19 protein-coding genes are annotated in these 23092 nt (G+C 43.7%); 12 read left to right on the forward strand and 7 right to left on the reverse strand.

Annotated features, from left to right (window positions below; translation table 11 throughout):
* Nucleotides 1-141 precede the first annotated feature (141 nt).
* Nucleotides 142-1227 carry a beta-N-acetylhexosaminidase gene (gene nagZ / locus AC58CZ_RS07925; protein WP_494224047.1) on the forward strand — a complete coding sequence of 362 codons (1086 nt, stop codon included), beginning with the start codon at nucleotides 142-144 and terminating at the stop codon, nucleotides 1225-1227.
* A gap of 155 nt (nucleotides 1228-1382) precedes the next feature.
* Here nagZ and AC58CZ_RS07930 read toward each other — a convergent pair whose 3' ends face one another.
* Together AC58CZ_RS07930 and AC58CZ_RS07935 are read right to left on the reverse strand one after the other, a co-directional pair.
* The gene (locus AC58CZ_RS07930; RefSeq protein WP_494224046.1) at nucleotides 1383-2975 is read right to left on the reverse strand and encodes an OmpA family protein; all 1593 of its coding nucleotides are present in this window, start codon (nucleotides 2973-2975) and stop codon (nucleotides 1383-1385) included.
* Between the two features lie 458 nt (nucleotides 2976-3433).
* Nucleotides 3434-5083 carry a hypothetical protein gene (locus tag AC58CZ_RS07935; protein WP_494224045.1) on the reverse strand — a complete coding sequence of 550 codons (1650 nt, stop codon included), beginning with the start codon at nucleotides 5081-5083 and terminating at the stop codon, nucleotides 3434-3436.
* A gap of 411 nt (nucleotides 5084-5494) precedes the next feature.
* Here AC58CZ_RS07935 and AC58CZ_RS07940 point away from each other — a divergent pair, with 411 nt between their 5' ends.
* The 6 genes from AC58CZ_RS07940 (at nucleotide 5495) to AC58CZ_RS07965 (ending at nucleotide 10651) form a co-directional block, all read left to right on the forward strand.
* Nucleotides 5495-6103, forward strand: coding sequence for a rhomboid family intramembrane serine protease (locus tag AC58CZ_RS07940; protein ID WP_494224044.1), 609 nt, complete (start codon nucleotides 5495-5497; stop codon nucleotides 6101-6103).
* Between the two features lie 83 nt (nucleotides 6104-6186).
* Nucleotides 6187-7152: a metallophosphoesterase gene (locus AC58CZ_RS07945; RefSeq protein ID WP_494224043.1), complete on the forward strand. Its 966-nt coding sequence runs from the start codon at nucleotides 6187-6189 to the stop codon at nucleotides 7150-7152.
* Nucleotides 7153-7251: 99 nt separating this feature from the next.
* Complete coding sequence (gene purE / locus AC58CZ_RS07950) at nucleotides 7252-7803, forward strand: 5-(carboxyamino)imidazole ribonucleotide mutase (protein ID WP_494224042.1); 552 nt, start codon at nucleotides 7252-7254, stop codon at nucleotides 7801-7803.
* 197 nt (nucleotides 7804-8000) lie between these two features.
* Nucleotides 8001-9329 (forward strand): 5-(carboxyamino)imidazole ribonucleotide synthase, encoded by a 1329-nt coding sequence (locus tag AC58CZ_RS07955; protein WP_494224041.1) that lies wholly within the window; start codon nucleotides 8001-8003, stop codon nucleotides 9327-9329.
* A complete protein-coding gene (locus AC58CZ_RS07960) occupies nucleotides 9329-9778 on the forward strand; it encodes a YaiI/YqxD family protein (RefSeq protein WP_093067583.1) in 450 nt (149 codons plus the stop codon). The genes AC58CZ_RS07955 and AC58CZ_RS07960 overlap by 1 nt, the downstream gene beginning before the upstream one ends.
* A 231-nt stretch (nucleotides 9779-10009) precedes the next feature.
* Complete coding sequence (locus tag AC58CZ_RS07965; RefSeq protein WP_423726543.1) at nucleotides 10010-10651, forward strand: SDR family oxidoreductase; 642 nt, start codon at nucleotides 10010-10012, stop codon at nucleotides 10649-10651.
* Between the two features lie 160 nt (nucleotides 10652-10811).
* Here AC58CZ_RS07965 and epmA read toward each other — a convergent pair whose 3' ends face one another.
* The 3 genes from epmA to AC58CZ_RS07980 form a co-directional block, all read right to left on the reverse strand.
* On the reverse strand, nucleotides 10812-11828 hold the full coding sequence (epmA, locus tag AC58CZ_RS07970) for an EF-P lysine aminoacylase EpmA (protein WP_494224040.1): 1017 nt from the start codon (nucleotides 11826-11828) through the stop codon (nucleotides 10812-10814).
* A gap of 86 nt (nucleotides 11829-11914) precedes the next feature.
* Nucleotides 11915-13033 carry a DUF3410 domain-containing protein gene (locus tag AC58CZ_RS07975; RefSeq protein ID WP_494224130.1) on the reverse strand — a complete coding sequence of 373 codons (1119 nt, stop codon included), beginning with the start codon at nucleotides 13031-13033 and terminating at the stop codon, nucleotides 11915-11917.
* 77 nt (nucleotides 13034-13110) lie between these two features.
* Nucleotides 13111-14268: an AI-2E family transporter gene (locus AC58CZ_RS07980; protein WP_494224039.1), complete on the reverse strand. Its 1158-nt coding sequence runs from the start codon at nucleotides 14266-14268 to the stop codon at nucleotides 13111-13113.
* Between the two features lie 825 nt (nucleotides 14269-15093).
* Between AC58CZ_RS07980 and AC58CZ_RS07985 the strand changes: the two genes are divergently transcribed.
* Nucleotides 15094-16785 (forward strand): NAD+ synthase, encoded by a 1692-nt coding sequence (locus AC58CZ_RS07985; protein ID WP_494224038.1) that lies wholly within the window; start codon nucleotides 15094-15096, stop codon nucleotides 16783-16785.
* Between the two features lie 221 nt (nucleotides 16786-17006).
* The gene (paeA, locus tag AC58CZ_RS07990) at nucleotides 17007-18281 is read left to right on the forward strand and encodes a polyamine export protein PaeA (protein WP_494224037.1); all 1275 of its coding nucleotides are present in this window, start codon (nucleotides 17007-17009) and stop codon (nucleotides 18279-18281) included.
* 66 nt (nucleotides 18282-18347) lie between these two features.
* Here paeA and AC58CZ_RS07995 read toward each other — a convergent pair whose 3' ends face one another.
* Nucleotides 18348-19076, reverse strand: a complete 729-nt coding sequence (locus tag AC58CZ_RS07995; RefSeq protein ID WP_494224036.1) for a YggS family pyridoxal phosphate-dependent enzyme — start codon at nucleotides 19074-19076, stop codon at nucleotides 18348-18350.
* Nucleotides 19077-19441: 365 nt separating this feature from the next.
* Between AC58CZ_RS07995 and AC58CZ_RS08000 the strand changes: the two genes are divergently transcribed.
* Both AC58CZ_RS08000 and AC58CZ_RS08005 read left to right on the forward strand, forming a co-directional pair.
* Complete coding sequence (locus AC58CZ_RS08000; RefSeq protein WP_058024233.1) at nucleotides 19442-20497, forward strand: type IV pilus twitching motility protein PilT; 1056 nt, start codon at nucleotides 19442-19444, stop codon at nucleotides 20495-20497.
* 119 nt (nucleotides 20498-20616) lie between these two features.
* On the forward strand, nucleotides 20617-21738 hold the full coding sequence (locus tag AC58CZ_RS08005) for a PilT/PilU family type 4a pilus ATPase (RefSeq protein ID WP_071002369.1): 1122 nt from the start codon (nucleotides 20617-20619) through the stop codon (nucleotides 21736-21738).
* 136 nt (nucleotides 21739-21874) lie between these two features.
* On the opposite strand, the gene fur is transcribed toward AC58CZ_RS08005, so the two are convergent.
* Nucleotides 21875-22309, reverse strand: coding sequence for a ferric iron uptake transcriptional regulator (gene fur, locus AC58CZ_RS08010; RefSeq protein WP_058024231.1), 435 nt, complete (start codon nucleotides 22307-22309; stop codon nucleotides 21875-21877).
* Nucleotides 22310-22636: 327 nt separating this feature from the next.
* On the opposite strand from fur, the gene AC58CZ_RS08015 reads away from it, so the two are divergent.
* Nucleotides 22637-23056: an outer membrane protein assembly factor BamE domain-containing protein gene (locus AC58CZ_RS08015; RefSeq protein WP_494224035.1), complete on the forward strand. Its 420-nt coding sequence runs from the start codon at nucleotides 22637-22639 to the stop codon at nucleotides 23054-23056.
* Nucleotides 23057-23092 lie beyond the last annotated feature (36 nt).

A 23092-nucleotide genomic window follows, 5' to 3' on the forward strand; every position in this document is an offset into this window, starting at 1 on the left:
ATGCCAATAATCTGCCACATTAGGCTCAATTGATAATAACTGTCATAATAAAGTGCATGAGTAATGACTGCTAAGCGATTGGACATCGATGATCGGTCAACCCCATAATATAACAATACACAAAAAAATAAGGATGACGCAATGTACGGCGTTTTAATGATTGATATCGATAATACCGCACTGACCGCAGAAGACGTCAGCTTGATCAAACAAGCACAGATTGGCGGGGTCATATTGTTTGGACGCAACGTCGCTGATGCAGCCCAAGTACGCGCATTATGTGACGATATCCGGTACCACAACCCAGACATCCTGATCGGGGTGGACCAAGAAGGCGGACGAGTCGCACGGCTGCGTGAAGGGTTCACACCGCTACCTGCTATGGGTAGGCTTGGTGAGTTATTCAATCACGATCCAAGCCGTGCGCTCAGCTGCGCATACGACTGTGGCTATCTGATGGCAGCCGAAGTGATGGCAGTAGGTATTGATTTGAGCTTTGCGCCCGTGCTGGATAGAGATGGTATCAGCCAAGTTATCGGTGACCGTAGCTTTCATCAGGAGCCACAAACAATCGTTGCCCTAGCCACGCAGTTTATGCGCGGCATGAAAGCGGCTGGCATGGCCACCACTGGCAAGCATTTCCCTGGTCATGGCGCTATCGCTCCTGACTCTCATGTATCAGAGGCCATCGATACACGTAGCTTGGACGAGATCATCAATAGTGACATGCAACCTTTTGCGCAAACGCTGTCACTGCTTGATGCTTTGATGCCAGCGCATGTGATTTTTTCGCAAGTAGATAACAAACCCGCTGGATTTTCTAAAATTTGGCTAAAAGATATCATTCGTGATCAGCTCGCGTTCGATGGTGTGCTTTTCTCTGATGATTTATCAATGGCAGGGGCAAAGGCTGCTGGCGATGTCAGCGCTCGTGTAAAGGCGGCCATTGAAGCTGGCTGCGATATCGCTTTGGTATGTAATGATCGCGTTGCCGCGCATGAAGCGGCGGCAGCGGCGCAAGAACTACCCTATCCTAACCAGAAGCGTATCAAAACCATGTGCGGCAATATACCGAAGTGGCAAGGTGATCTTGAGTCTACTTGCCAGCAGTTTGATTATTGGCAACAAGCAAAGAACAATGTCACTCAGAGCTTTTTTAACGTTGAGTCTGATACACAAGTTGATAAACCTGCCAATGAATCAAAAGACCCTACTGATTATAAGTAGCCTTGTATTCATACGAAACCGTTGAAAAATTTGGCAAATAAAAAACCGCATCTTTATGAACTGCCCCCCATAAGTTGGACACAACTTACGGGGATCGGTTCACGTTAAGGTGCGGTTTTTTAGACTTAACTACTACCAAATTAGATGATTTTTGCTTAATTCGTTGGATCTACCGCAGTACCTTGAGTCGCATCATCGCCATCAGGCAACAAATCATCATTATTGCTGTCTAGCGGATTCAAATCTGGGTCAAGCGAGTCGCTGTTGATGATCATGTCATCATTCAGATCGACCATTTTGTCATTGACCATAAACTCAATCCGGCGATTACGGAAACGCCCCTGTTCAGTTGAGTTATCAGCGATAGGATCTGTTTCACCCATACCTTTCGTACTAAGTTTGCTCGCATCAACACCTTGAGCCACCAGATACTCTTTTACTGACTCAGCACGCTCACGAGACAACTCCATGTTGTAAGCATCCGATGCTTGGCTATCTGTATGACCGATAATCATCAGGTTCATGTCAGGCACTTCATTGATGATTTTTGCAGCACGATCAAGAATGGCTTTATTGACATCAGGGATGACAGCTTCATCCACTTGGAAGTTGATAACTTGAAGGCTCAGAGCACGCGCGACATCACGTGGGTCTGGATCGTCACCGAGATTGGTCATAGCAGCATCTGCAGCAGCCACACTCTCGTCAATCTCACCTTGTAGATCTAATGGACCTTCAGCTTCTACCATCATCGCTGGTGCAGCGGCTTGTAGATCAGTCACCAATTGGGCCAATACCGCATCATCAGGTGCATTGACCGTGATGGTATCGCCTTTAATCACCATGCTAGCATTCGGTACATTTTTGACGATCGGCAATATCGTAGTAAGCTGTGCAGCGGCTGGCATATCTATGGCAAAATTATCATCGACATCAGCGCGGCATTTATTGGCCTCATCACCAAAAGCGCCTGTTAACGCATTCATCACTGTCGTCTGTAGTGTCTCATTACCTACGTTCATGCGGCAAGCGTATAGCTCACCATTTTCGCCAGTGGCGATACGGAGTGAGGCAGGCTCGATGTCAGTTGCTACTACTGCTTGCTCATTACCTTGGTCGTCTTGCTGCGCGGTAGCCATCGGCGTAGCAACAGGCTCAGGGTTCTCCTGACAGCCTCTTAATAAAGCCCAAGCCAATGCACCCAAAATAATCAAACCGATAATCGGTAATAGGGCTTTCATAAAGCTGCCTTGTGGCTCTTTTTCTTTCTGTAGTGGCGCGGTACTGACCGTATCGGATATAGGCGCCGCAGCAGGAGTTGCTGCAATGGCACTCGCAGGTAAGACAGCCCCCGCCCATGCAGGGATATGATGCTGATAACTATTGAGATTGTCATTGAGAAATTGCGGTACAGGGGTAGTACCAGCCAAGCTTTTGATTTCGTGAAAAGCAAGGGGCGCTGCCATAGCTATCAGACCACGAGAAGCGGTCTCATCGACACCATGTGCATTAGCGAGCTCACGAGAGATTTGGTCACGGTGCGCGCCTTCTGTCCACACGCGATCATAAAAAGCATTGTCGTCACGCGCGATATTCTCATTGGCAAATCGACTATATGTCTCATCATTTGCAAGACGGGCAGCAAAAATGGCATAAAACTGCTCAAGAAGATTTGCCTTAGCAGGACTGTGATCATCCGCTAATACAGCTGGACTGACGGTACGCGTCAAATGACTGATAATATCCATAATATAATTCTCCTATTAACTTTTATTGGTAGCATTCAATGGCTTAACCTATAAAATTATTTAATATTCTGCGTTTATTTAATTCAAAAAATGTCTTTGTAAGAACCTTTTTTACCTGATAAGAATATTTATTCATAAACATTATAAAATTGTTAAGTCTGTATTTACAGTCGCCGCGTTGTTGTGCAAATGATACATTAAGTAATATTTGAGCCTGTACGCGTAACTACCAGTGCATTCAGGTACAAGTTAATAACAATTGAATCATGGTTAGAGTCGCTCATTCTCTAATCTGCATACAATGAATATAAAAAAGAGCGAAATAATTATCAAAAAAAAGCGCTATGAGATATTCATACCGCTTCTTTACTTAATATACAGAGCACTTATAAAAGGGCACTCAGACTAAGTGTATTCGATTGTCTCGCCTGATATGTTTGCTCATATAATATACCTGCTTATCTGACTTGTGCCGGTTCTGCAACGATCACACTACTCGCCATGTCATCTACCTCTGACTCAGAAATAGGACCTGCTGGTCTACTCGTTCTGCTACCAGAAGGCGAATTACTAGGAATACTAGGAAGATTACTGGGCGCATTGCTAGGCAAGCCATTAGCGTTGTTACTAAGCCCGCCACTACTAGATTGAGGAGCAGGTATCACAAGATCACCGGTCTCATCATCAGCGGCTTGATATTCTCCAGTACCATTGCTCATACCGTCATTACTGTATTGGTTATTAGCGCCTGTTCCATCGCCGAGTTGATTGTTTACGCCATTAGTGCCAGCCATACCATATGTCGTATCACCATTACTGTTGTTAGGCAGTGGCAATGGCGCAGTACTATCGACTGCCATGGTTGGTGCTAAACTACGTACGTTTGTGACCAATTGTTGTAGTAGCATGTCATCCGGCGCCTCTACTGTCAGACGATCGTTTTGTAAGTGTAGACGGGCGAACGGTGTCGATCTGAGCATGGTCAGGACATTGGGCAATATCTCCGCAGGCATGTTTGCGATAGTAGTTGCCATTCCATCCTGTACGGTAAATTCACATATACTCGCCTGCTCACCAAAGCTCGTATTGAGTGCCTGTTGTAAAGAGCTTTGTAGCGCTGCATCACCGACCGTCGCGCTACAAGTATAGAGGTTGCCACTATCATCTACGCCAACGATGAACTCAATGGGAGTCATCGTTGGTGCTGGTGGCGGTGCTGGAGTAACCACAGGCGCGACAGCAACCGGTTCTACTGGTAGGTCGCTTTTGGGTTTTATTAATAATGCCCAAGCAGCCAGTGCCATCGCAGCCAGTGCAACTATCAATAAAAATACTCGCATCAGTAGGTCGTTTCGCTGATTGCGAGTGCGCACGCGCTCTCGCTTGATGTTGCTATTTTCTGCCAAGTGATGAGCTGCTGGACTGGCATGGATAGCGTCATTACTGTCACCAAAATGCTCATCGTCATTTAATGCGTCAGTAGCGCTTATATTAGCGTTTTCCACATAAGCGGCTGTAGTAGCTGTCGTTGCAGCGACTGCGTCAGTACTTAGATCAGGCTCACTAAGTTTATTCGGTACGGTATCACTTGATGGCGCGATACCATTATCTGCGACATCTGCGACATCTGCGACAAAGTTTGACATTGATTCGTGTCCAGCGCCTTGAGTAGCAGTGATAACTGACGCTGACCATATAGGTAAATATGGGCGCAGCGTCGACTGCTCTCCTTGCAAGAATGCTGGCAAAAACTGTCCATTAGCCAAAACCTTTAGCTCACGATAGGCTAAGGATGCTGCATTAATTAGCAATTGAGCAGTGATCGACTCATCAATATGATGCGCGGCTGACAGCTTTTGGATAATCGTTTTTTGTAGTACTTGGTCTTGCCATAGCTGCTCAAATAAAGGCCGCTCGGCAATACTGTCATTAGCCATCACCTGATCGTTACGAAGTAGTTGCGAGTAGACCTGTGGCACCGCTAAGCGCGTGGCTAAAATGGCATAAAACTGCTCAAGCAAGCTGATATAAGCCACGCTATCACTGCGATTATGCTCGCCCAATATAGCGGGGGTGACGGTCTGTTCTAATTGATCGATAATACTCATGGATCACTGCCTCTCTCGACTTTTTGAATCCGCAAAAATTAAGCACTTATTGTTCGTTGTATATACGGCTACTTGCCCTGAAACTGTCAAGCGTTCTTTAGCATCGACGTCTATATAGAGGTTTCACTTATCTCACATGATACACTGCTACATTACTCACTATAAAAGCATAAAAATGCATCGTTTTGTCACATAATAGATATTTGTATCAGCATAACTGCTGTTAGTATTAACTAATTACGTTACGAGCAACTTGAACTTAGTATCAATATATTAACTTAGTATCAATATATTAATTAATGGTCATATTTGTTTTTACTCAGCCCTAACGCTTAGGCTTTGAACATTGTCATTTATCGCATTGCCATTTATTGCATTGTCACCTATCAGGCGCGGCCTAAGGATTTTCCTTTGTTAAACCATACGACCCTTATTATCATCATTACTGTTATTGTCAGCTTATTAGCATGGCAAAACAAGAAATTACTCAACCGTCTTATCTTTTATCCACCCGCTGTAAATAACGGACAATGGGATCGTTTTGTCACGCATGGCTTTATTCATGCCGACAGTATGCATCTGCTATTCAACATGTTTACGTTATACTTCTTTGGCCGAGCTATTGAAGGGCTATATCGTTCATTTTTGTTCGGCTATGGTTTTGTGGTTTTTTATGTGTTGGCTATTGTTGTTGCCATGATTCCAAGCTACCTTAAAAATAAAGACGATGCCAGTTACTTAAGTCTTGGGGCATCAGGCGGTGTGTCGGCAGTCTTATTTGCCTTTATTTTGCTAGCACCGTGGGAGCGAATTTACTTATTTGCCATTATTCCTATTCCTGCGATACTGTTTGCCGTCGCTTATGTATTTTATAGTATTTACGCGGACAAACGCGGTGGCTCAAAAATCAATCATATGGCACATATGTGGGGCGGCGCATTTGGCGTCATTGCTACGATTATTTTAGAGCCTAAAGTACTACCCCATTTTATAAATGCTTTATTGTCGCCTGGTTTTTAAACTGTTTTCTCAAATAGAAATTCTTTGAATCAGGACAATTAATCAAGTTGTTTACTTTTACGTTTGAGATTTAATATTTCATTATGATTATAGATATTATCGGTGATATTCATGGTTATGCAGACAAGCTCGTTGGTTTGTTAAACCAATTAGGATACGAGCATAACGGTCAGCATTTTGTGCCACCGGCAGGTCACAGGGCATTATTCATTGGCGATTTGATTGACCGTGGGTCGCAGCAACTGGCCACATTAGAGATTGTCTTTGCGATGTTAGACGCGGACGTGGCCGATGCCGTGATGGGCAATCATGAATATAATGCCTTGGCTTATGCTACGCTCGATCCTGAGGATTCTAGCCAGTATCTGCGCTCACATAATGCGGTACATCAATGCCAACATGAAACGTTCTTGGCAGAGATACCGTTCGGCTCAGAGCAGCACGAATACTGGTTGCAGCGCTTGTACGAGATACCTCTGTGGATTGAGACAGATTATGCCTGTTTCGTCCATGCTTGCTGGGATGTAGATAGCATGGCGGTTCTAGGGCCACTGCTGACGGATAACAACTGCCTAACCTCTGAAGGTCTAATCGCAACCGCTAAAGAAGATACTATCGCTTTTGATGCCTTAGAGCGAGTATTAAAAGGGGTTGAGACAGGGTTGCCTGATGGCATCGTTATGGTAGATAAAGAAGGTACTGAACGCAGACGAGTGCGGGTGCGTTGGTGGCTTGATGCGTTGAACCAGCGCACGCTTCGTGAGGTCGCTCGTGCACCGTCCTCCGCATTGACACAAATACCGCCTGATGCACTGGCTGAAAATATTGACTTTGCGCTACAAACACATAAACCTGTATTTGTCGGTCACTATTGGCTCACTGGTACACCTGAGCCACTCAGTCCACAAGTCGCCTGTACTGATTATTCGGCAGCGGTAGATAGTGGCTACTTGACTTGCTATCAGTTGGATACCGAACGGCCATTACCACTGACAGCTTCTCGCTTTGTGCAGCATTATCATGACAAAAAAGCGGAGATAAACCAGTGATATAAATGCTATTAACACCTTATCATTATTAAAAGTCAAACTTGGCTTTACGAGTGTAGCAAAATTTTTGTATGATGGTCTTTTTGAGGATATCCAATCATGAGCACCACGAATACTGCGGCTAATCAGAACGGTCCCATCACCTCCCCTGCAGGTCAGCCAAAAGTCGGCATTATTATGGGTTCGCAATCTGATTGGGCGACCATGAGCGTCGCGGCACAATTGCTAGCAGACTTTGATGTTGCCTTTGAGTGTGAAGTGGTTTCTGCTCACCGTACACCTGACAGGCTATTTGATTATGCCAAAAGTGCAAAAGACAATGGTCTGCAAGTGATCATCGCGGGTGCAGGCGGCGCCGCTCATCTGCCTGGTATGTGTGCCAGCCAAACGCCACTACCTGTATTTGGCGTCCCTGTAAAATCCTCTATGCTAAGTGGTTGGGATAGCTTACTATCGATTGTACAAATGCCCAAAGGCGTTGCTGTTGGGACATTGGCAATTGGTACCGCTGGTGCTTATAACGCTGCCCTACTTGCGATTCAAGTCTTGGCCTTGCATGATGAAACGATTGCTACTAAGCTGGATGAGATGCGTCAGACGCAAACCGAGACCATTCTCGCTAGCCCAACACCCGGTATTATTAATTCTTAAATAAATATAGAGTGACTAGCTTTTTTAGCATGGTATTTTGTATTGATCGCCTAAAAACAAGAGCTACCACTTTTTATTTTTAAGTAAGTCATACTAGATATAAGGTGCCTATAGTGCACCTTTTCCTATTTTCACCCATTGCGTTTTAAATTTTAATACAACACAGACCTCATTCACTTTTATTCAAAGAGCCTTTCATGACTACAGCAAACGCTTATCCTGTTACCCAAACCATTCGTACCATCGGTATTTTAGGCGGTGGTCAGCTTGGTATGATGCTTGCCGAAGCCGCGATGCCACTCGGTTACCAATGCGTGTTTTTAGAAGACAATTCAGAATGCCCTGCCAGCCTATACGGTCACGTGTTTCATAGCGATCAATTAGCAGACTTTATCGCAGCCGCTGATGTCTTTACCCTAGAGTTCGAGAACACACCAACGTCTACGGTCGAGCAATTAACGAGCGTGTCAAAATCTGGCAGCAAGCAAGGTATGTTCCCGCCACTGATTGCGCTTGATATCGCCCAAGACCGTCTAAAAGAAAAGCAGATGTTCAATACGCTCGATATTGCCACCGTGCCATTTATGGCTGTTCATTCTGAAGCTGAGTTAAAACAAGCTTGTGAAGCGTTAGGCCTGCCTATCGTTTTGAAAACCAGCCGCGGTGGCTACGATGGCAAAGGTCAGTTTGTTATCAAACAAGAGAGTGACATTAAAGCAGCTTGGCTTGCGCTAAAAGACGCGGTCAGTGGTAAAGGGTCACTCACGCCAACGCCTGCACCATTGATTGCTGAAGGTTTCATTAATTTTAATCGTGAAGTCTCTATCATTGCAGCAAGAGCGCAAGACGGTCAGGTACGCTGTTATGATTTGGTTGAAAACCATCATCACCACGGTATTTTGGCAAAAACTCAAGCACCTGCCGTCGGTACCAGTCATCTGTTCCAGCAAGCGACCGATGCTATTACAAAAATCATGAACCATCTAGGCTATGTGGGCGTCATGGCACTTGAATTGTTTGTCACCAAAGATGATCGCGGTCATACCACGATACTGGCGAACGAGATTGCCCCGCGTGTACACAACTCTGGCCACTGGAGCATCGAAGGCGCGGTTACTAGCCAGTTTGAAAACCATATCCGTGCTGTGGTCAACTTACCACTCGGTGATACGGACAACGTCCATCCAGCGATTATGGTCAACGTACTTGGCAAATATCCTGATATCAGTGCCGTGCTAAATATCGATGGCGCTCACTATCATAGCTATCATAAAGCTGAGCGTGATGATCGCAAGATTGCTCATATTACCTTGATGCCCAATGACGTGACTGACTTAGAATCCGCTATGGCAAAGCTGGTTGCCGTATTGCCAAATAAAGTAGGTTTGGACAAAGAGTACGCGAATATCGATACTCAATCTAATACCGCAGATGCTGCAGCTAAAAACGACGTCTTAGAAGATAACAGTGGTGAAGCAGACAGTCTGGCAGAATTGTCGCCAAAGACAGAGAAGGCCGAAAAATAATGCAAATTTGGGTGGATGCCGACTCCGTACCATTGATTGCCAAAGATTTGATTATCAAAACGGCTGAACGTACCAAAACGATGGCGATATTCGTCGCCAACCAGCCAATCAAACTACGCAAATCTCCTCTACTCGTCATGACGGTTGTACCATCAGGCTTTGACAAGGCTGATGACTATATCGTCGAGCAAATACAGGCAGGCGACTTGGCGATTACGAGCGACATACCTTTAGCCAATGATATTTTGGACAAAGGCGGCTTGGTGCTAACCACACGCGGCGTGGTCTATGACAAAAATAACATCAAGCAAAAGCTTAATATGCGTGACTTCATGGACACCATGCGCGGTACTGGTGTCCTAGAGCTGCAAGAGATGAGCGGTCAAAAACCCTACGGCGACCGCGATAAAAAAGCTTTTGCCGACGGTCTTAATCGCTTAGTTCGTTAGCGCTGTTACCCTTCTAATCTCATTAAAGTACTATCCTCTAGATAGCGAATCTTGCTTGGCAAATATTGCTTTCTTGCAAACCGTATACACTCTATAACCAACTCCTATCCAATCCGCACGCTTTATAACGAAGCGTGCGGATTATTTTTGTTACGATACAGTCAGTTTTTGAGATAAAAATATTCACTGAATCGCTTAAATAACAGAATGTAAATAACAATAGGAATGATTATGAAAATTTTAGTCGTTGGTGCCAGTGGCCGTGTCGGTGGTGAATTGGTTAAGCAATTATTAGCTGACGAACACCAAGTAATTGGTACGACTCGCCAAGAAAAAAAGCTGTTTGACAATGACAGCTATACTCAGCTAGATTTGGATATTACCGCCAGCAAAGAGTCTATCGAGAAACAACTGGATCAAGATATTGATGCTGTCTATTTTGTTGCAGGATCTGGTGGTAAAGATGTATTAGAGGTCGACTTACACGGTGCAGTAAAGACCATGCAAGCCGCGCAAGACAAAGGTATCAAACGCTATATTATGCTTAGCTCTGTCTTTTCACTAGAAACTGAGAAATGGGATAACAACCCTAACATTGCAGATCTAAAAGACTACTATATCTCTAAGCATTACGCTGATCATTGGCTCGTGAATAATAGCTCACTCGACTATACAATCGTACAGCCGGGTGCACTGAAAGAGCGTGACGGTACAGGCAAAATCACTATCAATGATACCAGCTCTGGTGAAAATGCTATTGAAGATGTCGCAACGACACTGGCGGCTGTCCTAACCGCCGATAATACTATTGGAAAAGTATTCAACTTGCACAATGGTGATATCGACATCAATGAAGCCATTGCTACAGTATAAACCATCACTGTTTAGGTAGATTTGACTGCCAAGCTATAACTACGTAAGCCAAATCACTGAATCAGATTATAAAAAAGGTCGTTATCGATTCGCCAATACTCAATTGGTAAATCGGTAACGACCTTTTTTCTTGCTGCTATGAATAAAAACTATCTGTTGGTTATGCTTGACCGCTCGGAAAAGCAATCACTTCCTCTAAAGTTTTTGCGCCCGTTATCACCATGAGCAATCGATCAACACCGACCGCAATACCACTACAAGGAATCAAGTCATCAGATGCAGCAATTAAATGCTCATCAATCGGCATTTGCGGCAGATGATGACGCTGGCGTAATTGATTGTCTTGCTCAAAACGTGCTCGCAATGCTGGACCATCTGCCAGCTCATCATAAGCGTTGGCAATCTCAATCCCATTGATATACAGCTCAAAACGTTTCGCTATTTTATTGCCTTCTTTATCTAGCGCTGTCTTTGCCAATGCAGCTGTCGCAGGTGGATATTCTATGATCAGTGTCGGCAAATCATGTCCCAAATTTGGCTCTACTGCATGACTAAATAGTAAGTCTAACCAGCTCTGGCGACGATTTGCTTCGCTATCATCAGCATCATTAAAATCAAACCCTATCAACCCTCTATCTTCTGCTACCGCTTGGAGCGCAGATAGGCTCGCTGTCAGTGGATGTATACCGACAAAATCCATAAAAGCATCGACATAGCGATAATGGCTCATCACCATTGGATGACCATAAAGCGCCGTAAGCAACTCATTAAGCTCACCTGCCATATCATCGAGACTATAATTGGGCTGGTACCACTCTAACATCGTAAATTCGATATTATGACGCAGGCCTATCTCATTATCCCGAAACACAGGACAAATCTGATAAATAGGCACTTGCCAGCTCGCCAATAAACGCTTCATCGCAAACTCAGGAGACGTATGCAAATAATAAGTACTAGGACGATCTTGATAGGTCACGTGCGCTGCCACTGATTGCAAAAAAGTGTCGGTGTTCCCCGCTTGCGACAAGAGCGGCGTCTGCACTTCCAGTACCTGACGACTGATAAAAAACTGGCGAATATCACCGATAAACTTGGCACGCTGCTGTGCCATTGCTAGTGTCATGGTTGGTGCGTAGTTAGGTTGATTACTAGAGGTACTGCTTGATTGGCTCATGACTGTCTACCGTGATTCATAAATAATAATGCCTCAATGACGTAGATTATTTATGTTTTTAAGAATAGTATTGTTAAATTGCTAGATTAGGATTGCCACTCACGGCGCAAGTGGTAATCACGCCTCAAACCATCAAAGTCAGCGCCATTCACTTGTTTGTCAGGATTTTCATCAGATATTTTGCTTCGCAACGAGGCATCATCTTGCATAATGTCATAAAATTTTGACAATCTGTCTGGGTTTGCTTTTAACTCAGACCACAAAAACAGGTTAAGCGGTAGCAGGTTGGACATAGACTGAGCAGGTATTATCCCTAGCTTCTCACACAAGGCATCATAGATAATTTGTGTACCACGTAGCTTGCCCTCTAATGTATAGCCAGCGATATGCGGTGTGGCGATTTTGAGCTTAGATAGGAGGCTATCAGCAACCGTTGGCTCATGCTCAAACACATCCAAAACTACTTGTCGCCCAGTAAGAGCAATATCGTTCTTGAGATCATTTTCATTGACCACAGGGCCGCGCGCGCTATTAATCAATATGGTATCAGCAGGCATCATGGCCAATGTCTCTGCATTGATGAGATGACGCGTTGGATAGTCACTGCCTTTAGCATCACTATCAACTTTCTCACTTGTCAAAGGCACATGCAAACTCACCGCGTTACTTTGAGAGAGCACCTGCTCAAGGCTGGCATTATTAATAGTAGAGCTTGGTAATAGTGGATCGTATCCGAGTACCTGCCAGCCCAGATCATTGGCATATTGAGCAAGCGTACTGCCAATATTGCCAAGGCCGATAATACCGAGTGTCACAGGCTGCTGCCAGTAGTTTGGACGCAGAGTCAAGATAGCTGTCAGTACATACTGAGCCACAGAGTGCTTACTACAACCAGCGGCATTGGCAAAAGTAATATTGCGCATCGCTAAATAGTCTTGGTCGACATGATCTGTACCGATAGTCGCTGAGCCAACAAATTGCACACTTTGATTATCAGCCAACAGCGCCTCATTGACTTGCGTGACCGAGCGTATTAACAAAATATCTGGCTGTACTTCAGACAGCAGCTTTGCGTCAATATCACGACCAGCGACCGGTATAATTTTGACTGTTTGCCCAGACAACTGACCTAATGTAGCGTCATTAAAAAAATCATTCAGGCTAGCGATATTGCTATCAGCAACGATCGTGATACCTTTGGCCATCTGGTTTATCTTATTGTCCATAGCATCTGCAATATCATTGTTTGTCATTGGCAATTTTCTCTATCGATAAGGGTTTTCTATGTAGACTCATTTCCACTGACTGTGTCTTGTGCTGGATTATGTACTGGCGCTATGGCATTTGAGTCAGAGAGCGTGACGCCTTGCGGCGCAAATATCTCATTTTTGTGCTGCGATATCCACTCGCGCCATACGGCAAGACCGATAGCCAGTACCACAGGGCCGATGAACAATCCAACAAACCCAAATGCGGTTAGACCGCCCAACACACCGATAAAAATAATAATAAATGGGATTTTGGTTGCGCCGCTAATAACAATAGGTCGAATGAGATTATCCACCCAGCTAATAACAAACACGCCCCATAGTGCCAGACCAATTCCTTCTGCAGTATGTCCTTGGCTCAAGAGCCAGACAGAAACACCGCCCCAAACAAATGGCGTACCAAAGGGAATCAACGCAATAATAAACGTGACAATGGTCAATAAGATAGGGCTTGGCGCACCAGCGAAGTAATAGCCGATACCAGCCAATAGCGCTTGAGCCAATGCCGTCAGCCCGATGCCGTATACCACCGCACGCGTGGTTGTACCTACAGAGTCGATATAACCGTCGATGCGATTGCCGATGATGTTACGCAGCGCTTGGCGAATCTGGCGAACCAGACTGGTGCCATCACGATAAAAAAAGAATAGTGTCATCAGCGCCATACCCAGCTTAGCCAGACCACTGAACACCACGTCAAATGCTACCTTGCCATAATACAAGTGCGACTGAACCCAAAGACGGAAGGCTTCTAGCGTGCCTTCTGGGTTTTTATTGATTCGCCACAGTACGTCTTTGATTTGCTGACCGATAATCGGTAAGTCTTTAAATGAGTCAGGCACATCCAAATAGCCCACTTTAATACGATAGACCAAATTACTGATTAGGCTTAACGCTTCTTGCTGCAAAATAAACACCCCAATAACCAGTGGCACACCTATTATCAAGGAGATGCTCACGGTCATAATGGCAGCGCTAAAATCTGGACTCAGTTTAACTTTTTCGTGAAAAAACTCATAAATAGGGAACGTCACATACGCCAAAATTGCCGCCCACAATGCCGGTACAATAAAAAATTGCACCACTTTAAAGCATAATACGAACAGCGCAACCAGCAAAGTAATCGCAAGCAAGCGCTGGATAATAAATTCTTTTGTCCAATTTTCAATCATAGCGTATAAACCAAGAGCGGACAGCAAAAGATAATTTTGCTGGCAAGTTTATAAATGTGTGATGAACATCAGCTTATAGACGCTGTCCATAAACTGTATCCATTAGCGAGGATGGTAGATTATAAGTATATAAAGAAAAAACGGTGTCAAACCCATTAAATCACATGGCAATACTGCGTATTTACAAACTATCACTCTGATAAATAACATCGCGAAAAACGCAGCTATTACGCTCCATTATGCAATAGATTATGATAATTATATAACGCTATGTTGTAATCTTTACTTACAACTTTGTCTATGCAAGCTTACTAGATGATGACCGGAATGACTAGCGCATAATGCATGGATTTACTGTGAAAAACAGTGTCATCGCAGCTGCTTTTATATTCAGCTATTAAACTGCAATCTTATCAGGGAATTCACTGGTGCGTTCTATTTGTCACGACAATTGATGTTATACTAAAGCAATTATTTTAAGCTTTTCAATATAGTTAAGTGCATTTGTACGCTTTTATTTTTGTCGTTGCATAAACATCGCATCTATCAAAGCAGATTCCAGACCCTCTTGTATCGTCTTCTTCTAGACTATCATAAGATCTCATTTTAGGATGGCACGATCATTTGGGATAGGAGGCATAAGCAATTATGCTTTTAAGCATTGTCTAAGCAATTATGTAGGATTTAGGCTTGTCATATCAACTCAACATTCGAGCTTGATAAGCAAGCACGCAGTTTTGAATGAATTTCGGACTTACTTTGATTTTATTTTAAATCAATACAGACTCACCAAATTTTAATAATATATCGATAGGAACAATAACAATGTCAAAAGACACTGATAATCCCAATCTTAACCCCTCACATGAAGCCAGCAAGACCAACAAACCACAAGATACGGTCACTTTTGCTTTAGCGCAGTCACATTTTTTGGTAGGCGATATCGCAACCAACGTTGAAAAAATGCGCACGCTTGCATTACAAGCACGCGAACAAGGTGCTGACGTTATCGTATTTCCAGAGCTGGCGCTATTAGGCTATCCTCCGCAAGATTTATTGCTACGCCCAAGCCTATCAGGCCGTGTCAAAAGCGCCTTATCTACCTTGAGTGATATCGACGATATCGTCATGATTGTCGGCTATCCGCATGTCGATCATCACGGTACTTTTAACTCCGCTGCTATCTTACATAATGGTCATCAAAAGGGCTTCTATCACAAGCAGATGTTGCCAAACTATGGTGTATTTGATGAGCGCCGTTATTTTGATAAAGGTCGCAATCAAGTCTTATTTGACTATAAAGGCATTACGATTGGCCTGCTCATTTGTGAAGATTTGTGGGACAAAAACCCGATTGCTGAACTCAAAAAACAAGGTGCTGACCTCATTGTTAGCTTAAACGCCTCACCTTTTGAGATTGAAAAACAAAACAACCGCAAAGCCATGCTTGCCAAGCGCAGCCGCGAAAATAACTTGCCTATCGTCTATGTCAATGCAGTTGGCGGTCAAGACGATCTTGTATTTGATGGCGGCTCTATGGCTGTGCAAGCCGATGGCAGCGTGGCCCATGAAGCACCGCGTTTCATGAATCAGTTATTATTGGCCACTTTAGATGTCAAAACGGCTAAATTCAATAGTCAAGCCAAAGCGCCGTTAACCCTAAGCCGTGAGTCTGAGATGTATCAGGCATTGGTCGTCGGTCTACGCGACTATGTCAATCACTCAGGATTCTCTGGCATTATTGTTGGACTATCAGGTGGTATTGATTCAGCACTGACGCTCTGTATCGCGGTCGATGCGTTGGGCGCTGACAAGGTCTATGCCGTCATGATGCCGTACGAATACACCTCTCAAATCAGTCTAGAAGATGCACAAGCACAAGCACGTCGCTTAAATGTCTCTTATACCGTGTGTCCTATTTTCGACGCCGTCGAAGGTATCCGTCATACGTTAGCGCCCCTATTTAACAAGTCGCCAGCTGATACAACCGAAGAAAATATTCAAGCCCGTGCTCGCGGTGTTGTGTTGATGGCACTCTCCAACAAGTTTGGTCATTTGGTGATCACGACAGGTAACAAATCAGAATTAGCGGTTGGTTACTCAACATTGTATGGCGATATGGCTGGCGGCTTTGACGTACTAAAAGATGTGTATAAATCACAAGTGTATAAGTTAGCAAGCTACCGCAATCGCCTAGAAGACACGCCTGTCATCCCTGAGCGCGTTATTACTCGTCCGCCATCTGCTGAGCTACGTCCAGATCAAAAAGATCAAGACAGCTTGCCTGATTATGATGTATTGGACGGTATCTTGATGTCTTATATCGATGAAGATATGGGCTATCAGGAAATTATCGATAAAGGATTTGATGCTGAGATGGTCGCAAAAGTCATCAAGATGGTAGACAATAGCGAGTATAAACGCTTGCAATCGCCCATCGGTACAAAGATCAGCCACAAAGCTTTTGGACGTGAACGCCGCTATCCGTTGGTCAATAAGTGGTCAATTAAAGGCTAAATCGCACTTGCCTTTCAGCTTATATGATTTACGAATTTATGAGTTGAAAGGTGCAAGTCAGATCGTTTGACAAAACGTCGAATTTTTCCTATTAGCTGGGTGCTTGCCCAGCTTTTTTGGTTTTTATACATGAACAAATTTACCGTCCACCTTCTGATCTTCTCCCTTTACCTACTGACTATTTTTGACCCAATTCCTCTTTACTTCTTTTCGAGTATGTCATGAGCTTGCTAACTGCCAGTGTTTTTCTTCTCCTTCTACTTGCCTTGAGTACCTTTGTCTCTGCTGCTGAAATTGCGATTGCCGCAGGGCGCAAAATCAAATTGCAAATCATGGCAAAAGAAGGCGATGTTCGCGCACTTGATGTCCTCAATATGCAGGATCATCCTGGGAGCTTTATCACGGTCGTACAGATAGTACTCAATGCGGTTGCTATCTCGGCGGGTGCTGTGGGCGAGTCAGCCATCAGTCCTTATCTGGAGCAGATGTTTAATAGTGAAGCGGTGGCTTCAGTGATATCGTTTGTACTCATCACCAGTCTGTTTTCATTACTTGCCGATCTCATGCCCAGACGCTTGGCAATGTCGAGTGCTGAGGCGATAGCGGTACGACTGGTACGCCCAATGATTCTCTTGATTTTTGTATTAAAACCCATTATCTGGGTGTTCGATGGCGCTGCAAATATCCTTTTTAAATCCTTTGGTATCTCAACCATTCGCCAAGACGATATGACACCAGAAGATATCTATGCCGTCATGGATGCAGGCGCTGAAGCAGGCGTGCTAAAAAAGCAAGAGCATCATCTGATAGAAAATATCTTTGATATGCAGGAGCGTACCGTCACCTCAGTGATGAACCCACGCGAAAATATCGTTTATTTTGATACCAAGACAAGTACCGAAGAAGTCGTAAATATCATGATTGAGCAGCCACACAATAAGTTTTTGGTCTGCCATGATGACGACCTAGAACATATCGTGGGTTATGTAGAGTCTCGTAGCTTTCTGGCCTTGGTTTTAAATCAGCAAGAGGTTAGCCTGACAAACAAATCTCTGCTAAAGCCTGCGCTCTTTGTACCTGATACGTTGTCTTTGTTTGAAGTATTAGAGATGTTCAAATCGACTGGCGCAGACTTCGCTGTCATCGTGAATGAATATGGACTCGTGGTTGGTGTTATCACACTCAAAGACGTGATGAGCATTGTGATGGGTGAGCTTGTGACGCTTGAGGAACAGCCTATTGTTCAGCGTACAGACAACTCATGGCTGATTGATGGAATGACACCTATTGAGGACGTCATTCGCGCATTAGATATCGTCGATTTACCGCGCAGTGAGAACTATGAGACCATCAGTGGCTTTATGATGTATATGCTTCGCAAAATTCCTAAGAAGACCGATACGATCGAGTATGCTAATTATCGGTTTGAAATCATTGCAACGGACAATCTAAAAATCACGCAAATGCTAGTGACCAAACGAGAAGATACGGTTTGATTGATTGGCCAATTAATCATTTATTCAATTGGCCTAGTACGCAGCATTCTAGTCTCGCGCACAAAACTAATCTCGCGCACCAAAGATAGCCGTACCAACACGCACCATAGTAGAGCCATTGTCTATCGCCTCTGTCATATCGCCACTCATCCCCATACTAAGTGTATCCCAAGCATCCAACTCTGGATGGCTGGCTTTGATATCGTCAAACAATGCCTTGGTTCGAGCAAAGGCATCTGTGTCTGCTTTGGCAGGGATAATCATCAACCCGCGCAGTTGCAAGCGCTCATAGCCTTTAATCGCTATGATCAATGCTGGCAGTTCTGCTGGTAGGCAACCTGACTTGCTGTCTTCGTTATCAATATTTACCTGAATTAATACGTTCAATGCTGGGAGCTCATCTGGGCGTTGATCGTTTAAACGTTTGGCAATGATATCGCGCTCAAGGGTTTGCACCCAATCAAAATGCTCGGCAATATCGCGTGTTTTATTACGCTGAATACTGCCGATATAATGCCAGACGATATCCGCGCATGCAGGATTCGATTTTAGCGTATTTATTTTTTCAATGGCTTCTTGTAGATAGTTTTCGCCAAAGTGCTGCTGTCCTTCATTCGCCAAAGTAGCAATCATATTGGCAGGCTTGGTTTTTGACACGGCTAGCAAAATGGTAGTGTTGGCAGATCTACTATCTCGCTCAGATGCCTGTTCATAGGCTTGGGTCACTTGCTCTTTGACTTGCTGCCAATTAGCGACAAGCGTCTGATTATCAATACTTTGATTTGTTTCTTTCATATCAGTCATATATAAGGCTCTCAAAATTTACTTAATTTTTAATAGGTTTTATAAAAAGTTTATGGCTGAGACTGCTTAATTTAAATATTTTTAATAAAAATTATTTATCGCCCATATATGAAATTAGCTGAAAAATGACTAATTTCATATTTTCTTAAAGGAGTAGATGGTTAAATACTCACAGTCTTGTTATGATATTGTTACATGCTTTAACATATGCTACTGAATATGATAGCGGTGGTAAAGACGGCATGCTGGTTCACTCTTCAATATTTTACGCTTGAACAAAGCGATTGATGAATAGTTTACCACGTGCCTTTATGCTCTTTTGTCTTACCCTGACTAATTGATAGGAATATCGGATTATGGCTGAAAAAAACACCTTAAGTATCGAAGACTTGCTACGTTTTACGGTCAAACATAAAGCATCGGATTTACATATTTCAGCTGGCATGCCTGCGATGATTCGTACCGATGGTGAGATGACACGCATCAATATGCCTGCGATGACGCACCAAGTGGTTCATCAGCTCATTTATGACATTATGAACGACAAGCAGCGCGCTGATTTTGAAGAGTTCTTTGAGACAGATTTTTCTTTTGAGATTCCAAACTTGGCACGTTTTCGGGTCAATGCATTCAATCAAAATCGCGGCGCAGGCGCGGTATTTCGTACCATTCCTTCTAAAGTATTGACCATGGAAGACTTAGGGATGGGCGATGTATTCAAACGTGTCTCAGACTTCAAACGTGGCGTGGTATTGGTGACCGGCCCAACTGGTTCGGGTAAATCGACGACGCTAGCGGCCATGATTGATTATATTAACGAAAGTCGTAAAGAGCATATTTTAACAATTGAAGATCCGATTGAATTTGTCCATGAATCGAAAAAAAGCCTGATTAACCAGCGTGAAGTGCACCGCGATACCTTAGGTTTTGAGCCTGCATTACGTTCAGCATTGCGAGAAGATCCAGATGTCATCTTGGTTGGTGAGTTACGTGACCTTGAAACCATTCGTTTGGCACTGACGGCAGCAGAAACAGGACACTTAGTATTCGGCACTCTGCATACTAGCTCAGCCGCTAAGACGATTGACCGTGTCATCGACGTGTTCCCTGCCGCCGAAAAAGATATGATTCGTGCCATGCTATCGGAGTCACTACAAGCCGTTATTTCACAAACCCTATTGCGTCGTCAAGCTGGTGGACGTGTGGCAGCCCATGAAATCATGCTAGGCACACCCGCTATCCGTAACTTAATACGTGAAAACAAAATTGCTCAGATGTATTCTGCCATCCAAACGGGTGCAGGCGAAGGCATGATTACACTCGATCAAACGCTAAAAAACTTGGTTGGCAAAGGCACCATCAGTAAAGATGTGGCTCGTCCTTATGCCAAGCAACCTGAGGCATTTTTATAGTCTCAGCCAAATCACAAAAAAGCGTGAATGGTGCTAAATTGTTATTGGTCTCTATGAATGACCTTTAATACACTACTCTAAATAACTTTTAATCGACTTACATCGAATGCAGGTACGATATGGACATTGATAAATTATTGCAGTTGATGATTAATAAAAATGGCTCTGACCTTTTTATTACTGCTGATGTAGCGCCTTCCATGAAAGTAAATGGAAAAATTTTACCTGTCGGTAAAACCCCTTTGACCGCTGATCAAACCATGATGTTAGTCAAAGGAGTGATGACCCCTAGCCAGCAAAAAGAATTTAAAGAGACGAACGAGTGTCAGTTTGCTATATCTGATGAAGCACAGCAAGCACGTTTTCGGGTCAGTGCATTCATACAGCGCGATATGGCAGGAATGATTTTACGGAAAATTGAGAATAAGATCCCAACTGTTGAGGAACTACGCTTGCCGCCAGCGCTCAAAGAACTGGCCATGAAAAAGCGCGGCATTATCTTGCTGGTCGGCGCGACCGGCACAGGTAAATCCTCTACGCTCGCGGCTATGATTGGACATCGTAACCAAAACTCTCATGGGCATATCATTACCATAGAAGACCCTATCGAGTTTGTCCATAAACATCGTGGTTGTATCATCACTCAGCGTGAAGTCGGTATCGATACGCACTCATTTGAAGCAGGACTAAAAAATACGCTGCGCCAAGCACCAGATGTCATCTTGATTGGTGAGATTCGTAACCGTGAGGTCATGAGCTACGCTATCCAGTACGCTGAGACAGGGCATCTGGTATTTGCAACCTTGCATGCCAATAATGCCAACCAAGCGATTGACCGTATTATTCATTTCTTTGAAACCAGTCGTCATAATCAGCTATTTATGGATTTGTCACTGAACTTGCAGGCCATTATCGCTCAGCAGCTCATTCCAACCCCTGATGGCAAAGGACGCCGTGCTGCTATTGAGATTTTATTAAACTCACAGCTAATTAGCGACTATATTCGTAAAGGTGAGGTGCATGAAATCAAAGACGTCATGACACGCTCTCGAGACAGCGGTATGCAAACCTTTGATCAAGCGCTTTTTGACTTGTATGAACAAGGAGAGATCACTTATAAAGAGGCAATTTTGCATGCTGACTCCCCTAACGACTTACGTCTGAAAATTAAGCTCAGTAGCAAAAACGGTAAGGCTAATTTAGATGAAGGTGCGGATAGTTTATCGTTAGACATCAGTTAAGCTATTGAGAGTGATGTCAGTACATACTGAAAAATTAAACTCAAAAAAGCCCTCATTATCAATAATGAGGGCTTTTTAATATAAGAGATCTTAGAGTCATTTATAAAAATAAAGCTTTAATTGATAACCAAGGTCTTTACTTGGCACTGTCTCTGCAAGCTTGGTCAGCACAGATACCATATAAGACTAACGAGTGACCTGATAGTTTAAAGCCGTGCTTTTCTGCGACTTTCAGCTGCTCTTCCTCGATCATCTCATTATGGAATTCAATGATTTTGCCACAAACATCACAGACCAGATGGTCGTGATGCTCTTCTTGGGTAATTTCAAACACTGACAAGTTATTTTCAAAGTTATGACGCTCAACGATGCCCGCCTGCTCAAATTGGGTGAGTACACGATAGACCGTGGCAAGACCAACATCTTCACCTTGTTCGATGAGCGCTTTGTATATTTCTTCTGCACTCATGTGGTGTAACTCGGCGCTTTCTAGCAGCTCTAAAATCTTAATACGAGGTAACGTAACCTTCAATCCTGCTCTACGTAAATCTTGATTGGTAAAAGAAGCCATAATATCCCTTCTGACTGTGACAGTCTTAGCAAATGAAAAACTAAAAAATATGAGATAAATAATCGTTGCTGATTATTCTTTATTAAATATAAGTGGTTTTAACACCCTCAAAACAGTGCTGATGAGGTAACGGACTGCTTTATAATTCCCTGAATAACCGCAGTGCAAGCCTATGAATTTAAAATATAAATAATAAAACCATTCAGGTGGTGTTTGGTAAATAATGTCGTAAGTGGTAGGCAATTGCAAGTAAATGACGTATCATTTGTCCAAGATTGTCGGTCAGACTCGCACCATCTAACTTTGGCCGCGCCTAATTCATTTCTTATGAGTCATCTTACCATGATAAAGACATTAAATTTTCGTCCGTTAAGCCATGCCAGCGTACTACGTAACATTGTTATCACCAGTATGCTGAGCGCTACTGTCGCTATGTCTGGCTGCTCACTATTGAGCGTTTATAAGATTGATTTGCCTCAAGGCACAGCGATTACTCAAACCCAAGCACAAAAACTAAAAGTAGGGATGAATCAGAACCAAGTACTTTATATCCTTGGCAGTCCTGCGATTAGAGATACCCTTGAGCCTAAGCGCTGGGATTACATTTACGATTACCAAGCAGGCACCGAAGGCCGCCGTAAAGGCATTGCTGATGTCAAAAATGCAAGCCAACACTTAGTCGTTTACTTTGATGAGAATGGTTTGGTCACTCGCATCGAAGGTATCGAGAGCTTACCAGCATCGTAATCCGTACGATTTATCAGCTCGAATGACTAACAGTTA

The sequence above is a fragment of the Psychrobacter sp. CR212 genome, assembly GCF_059693765.1.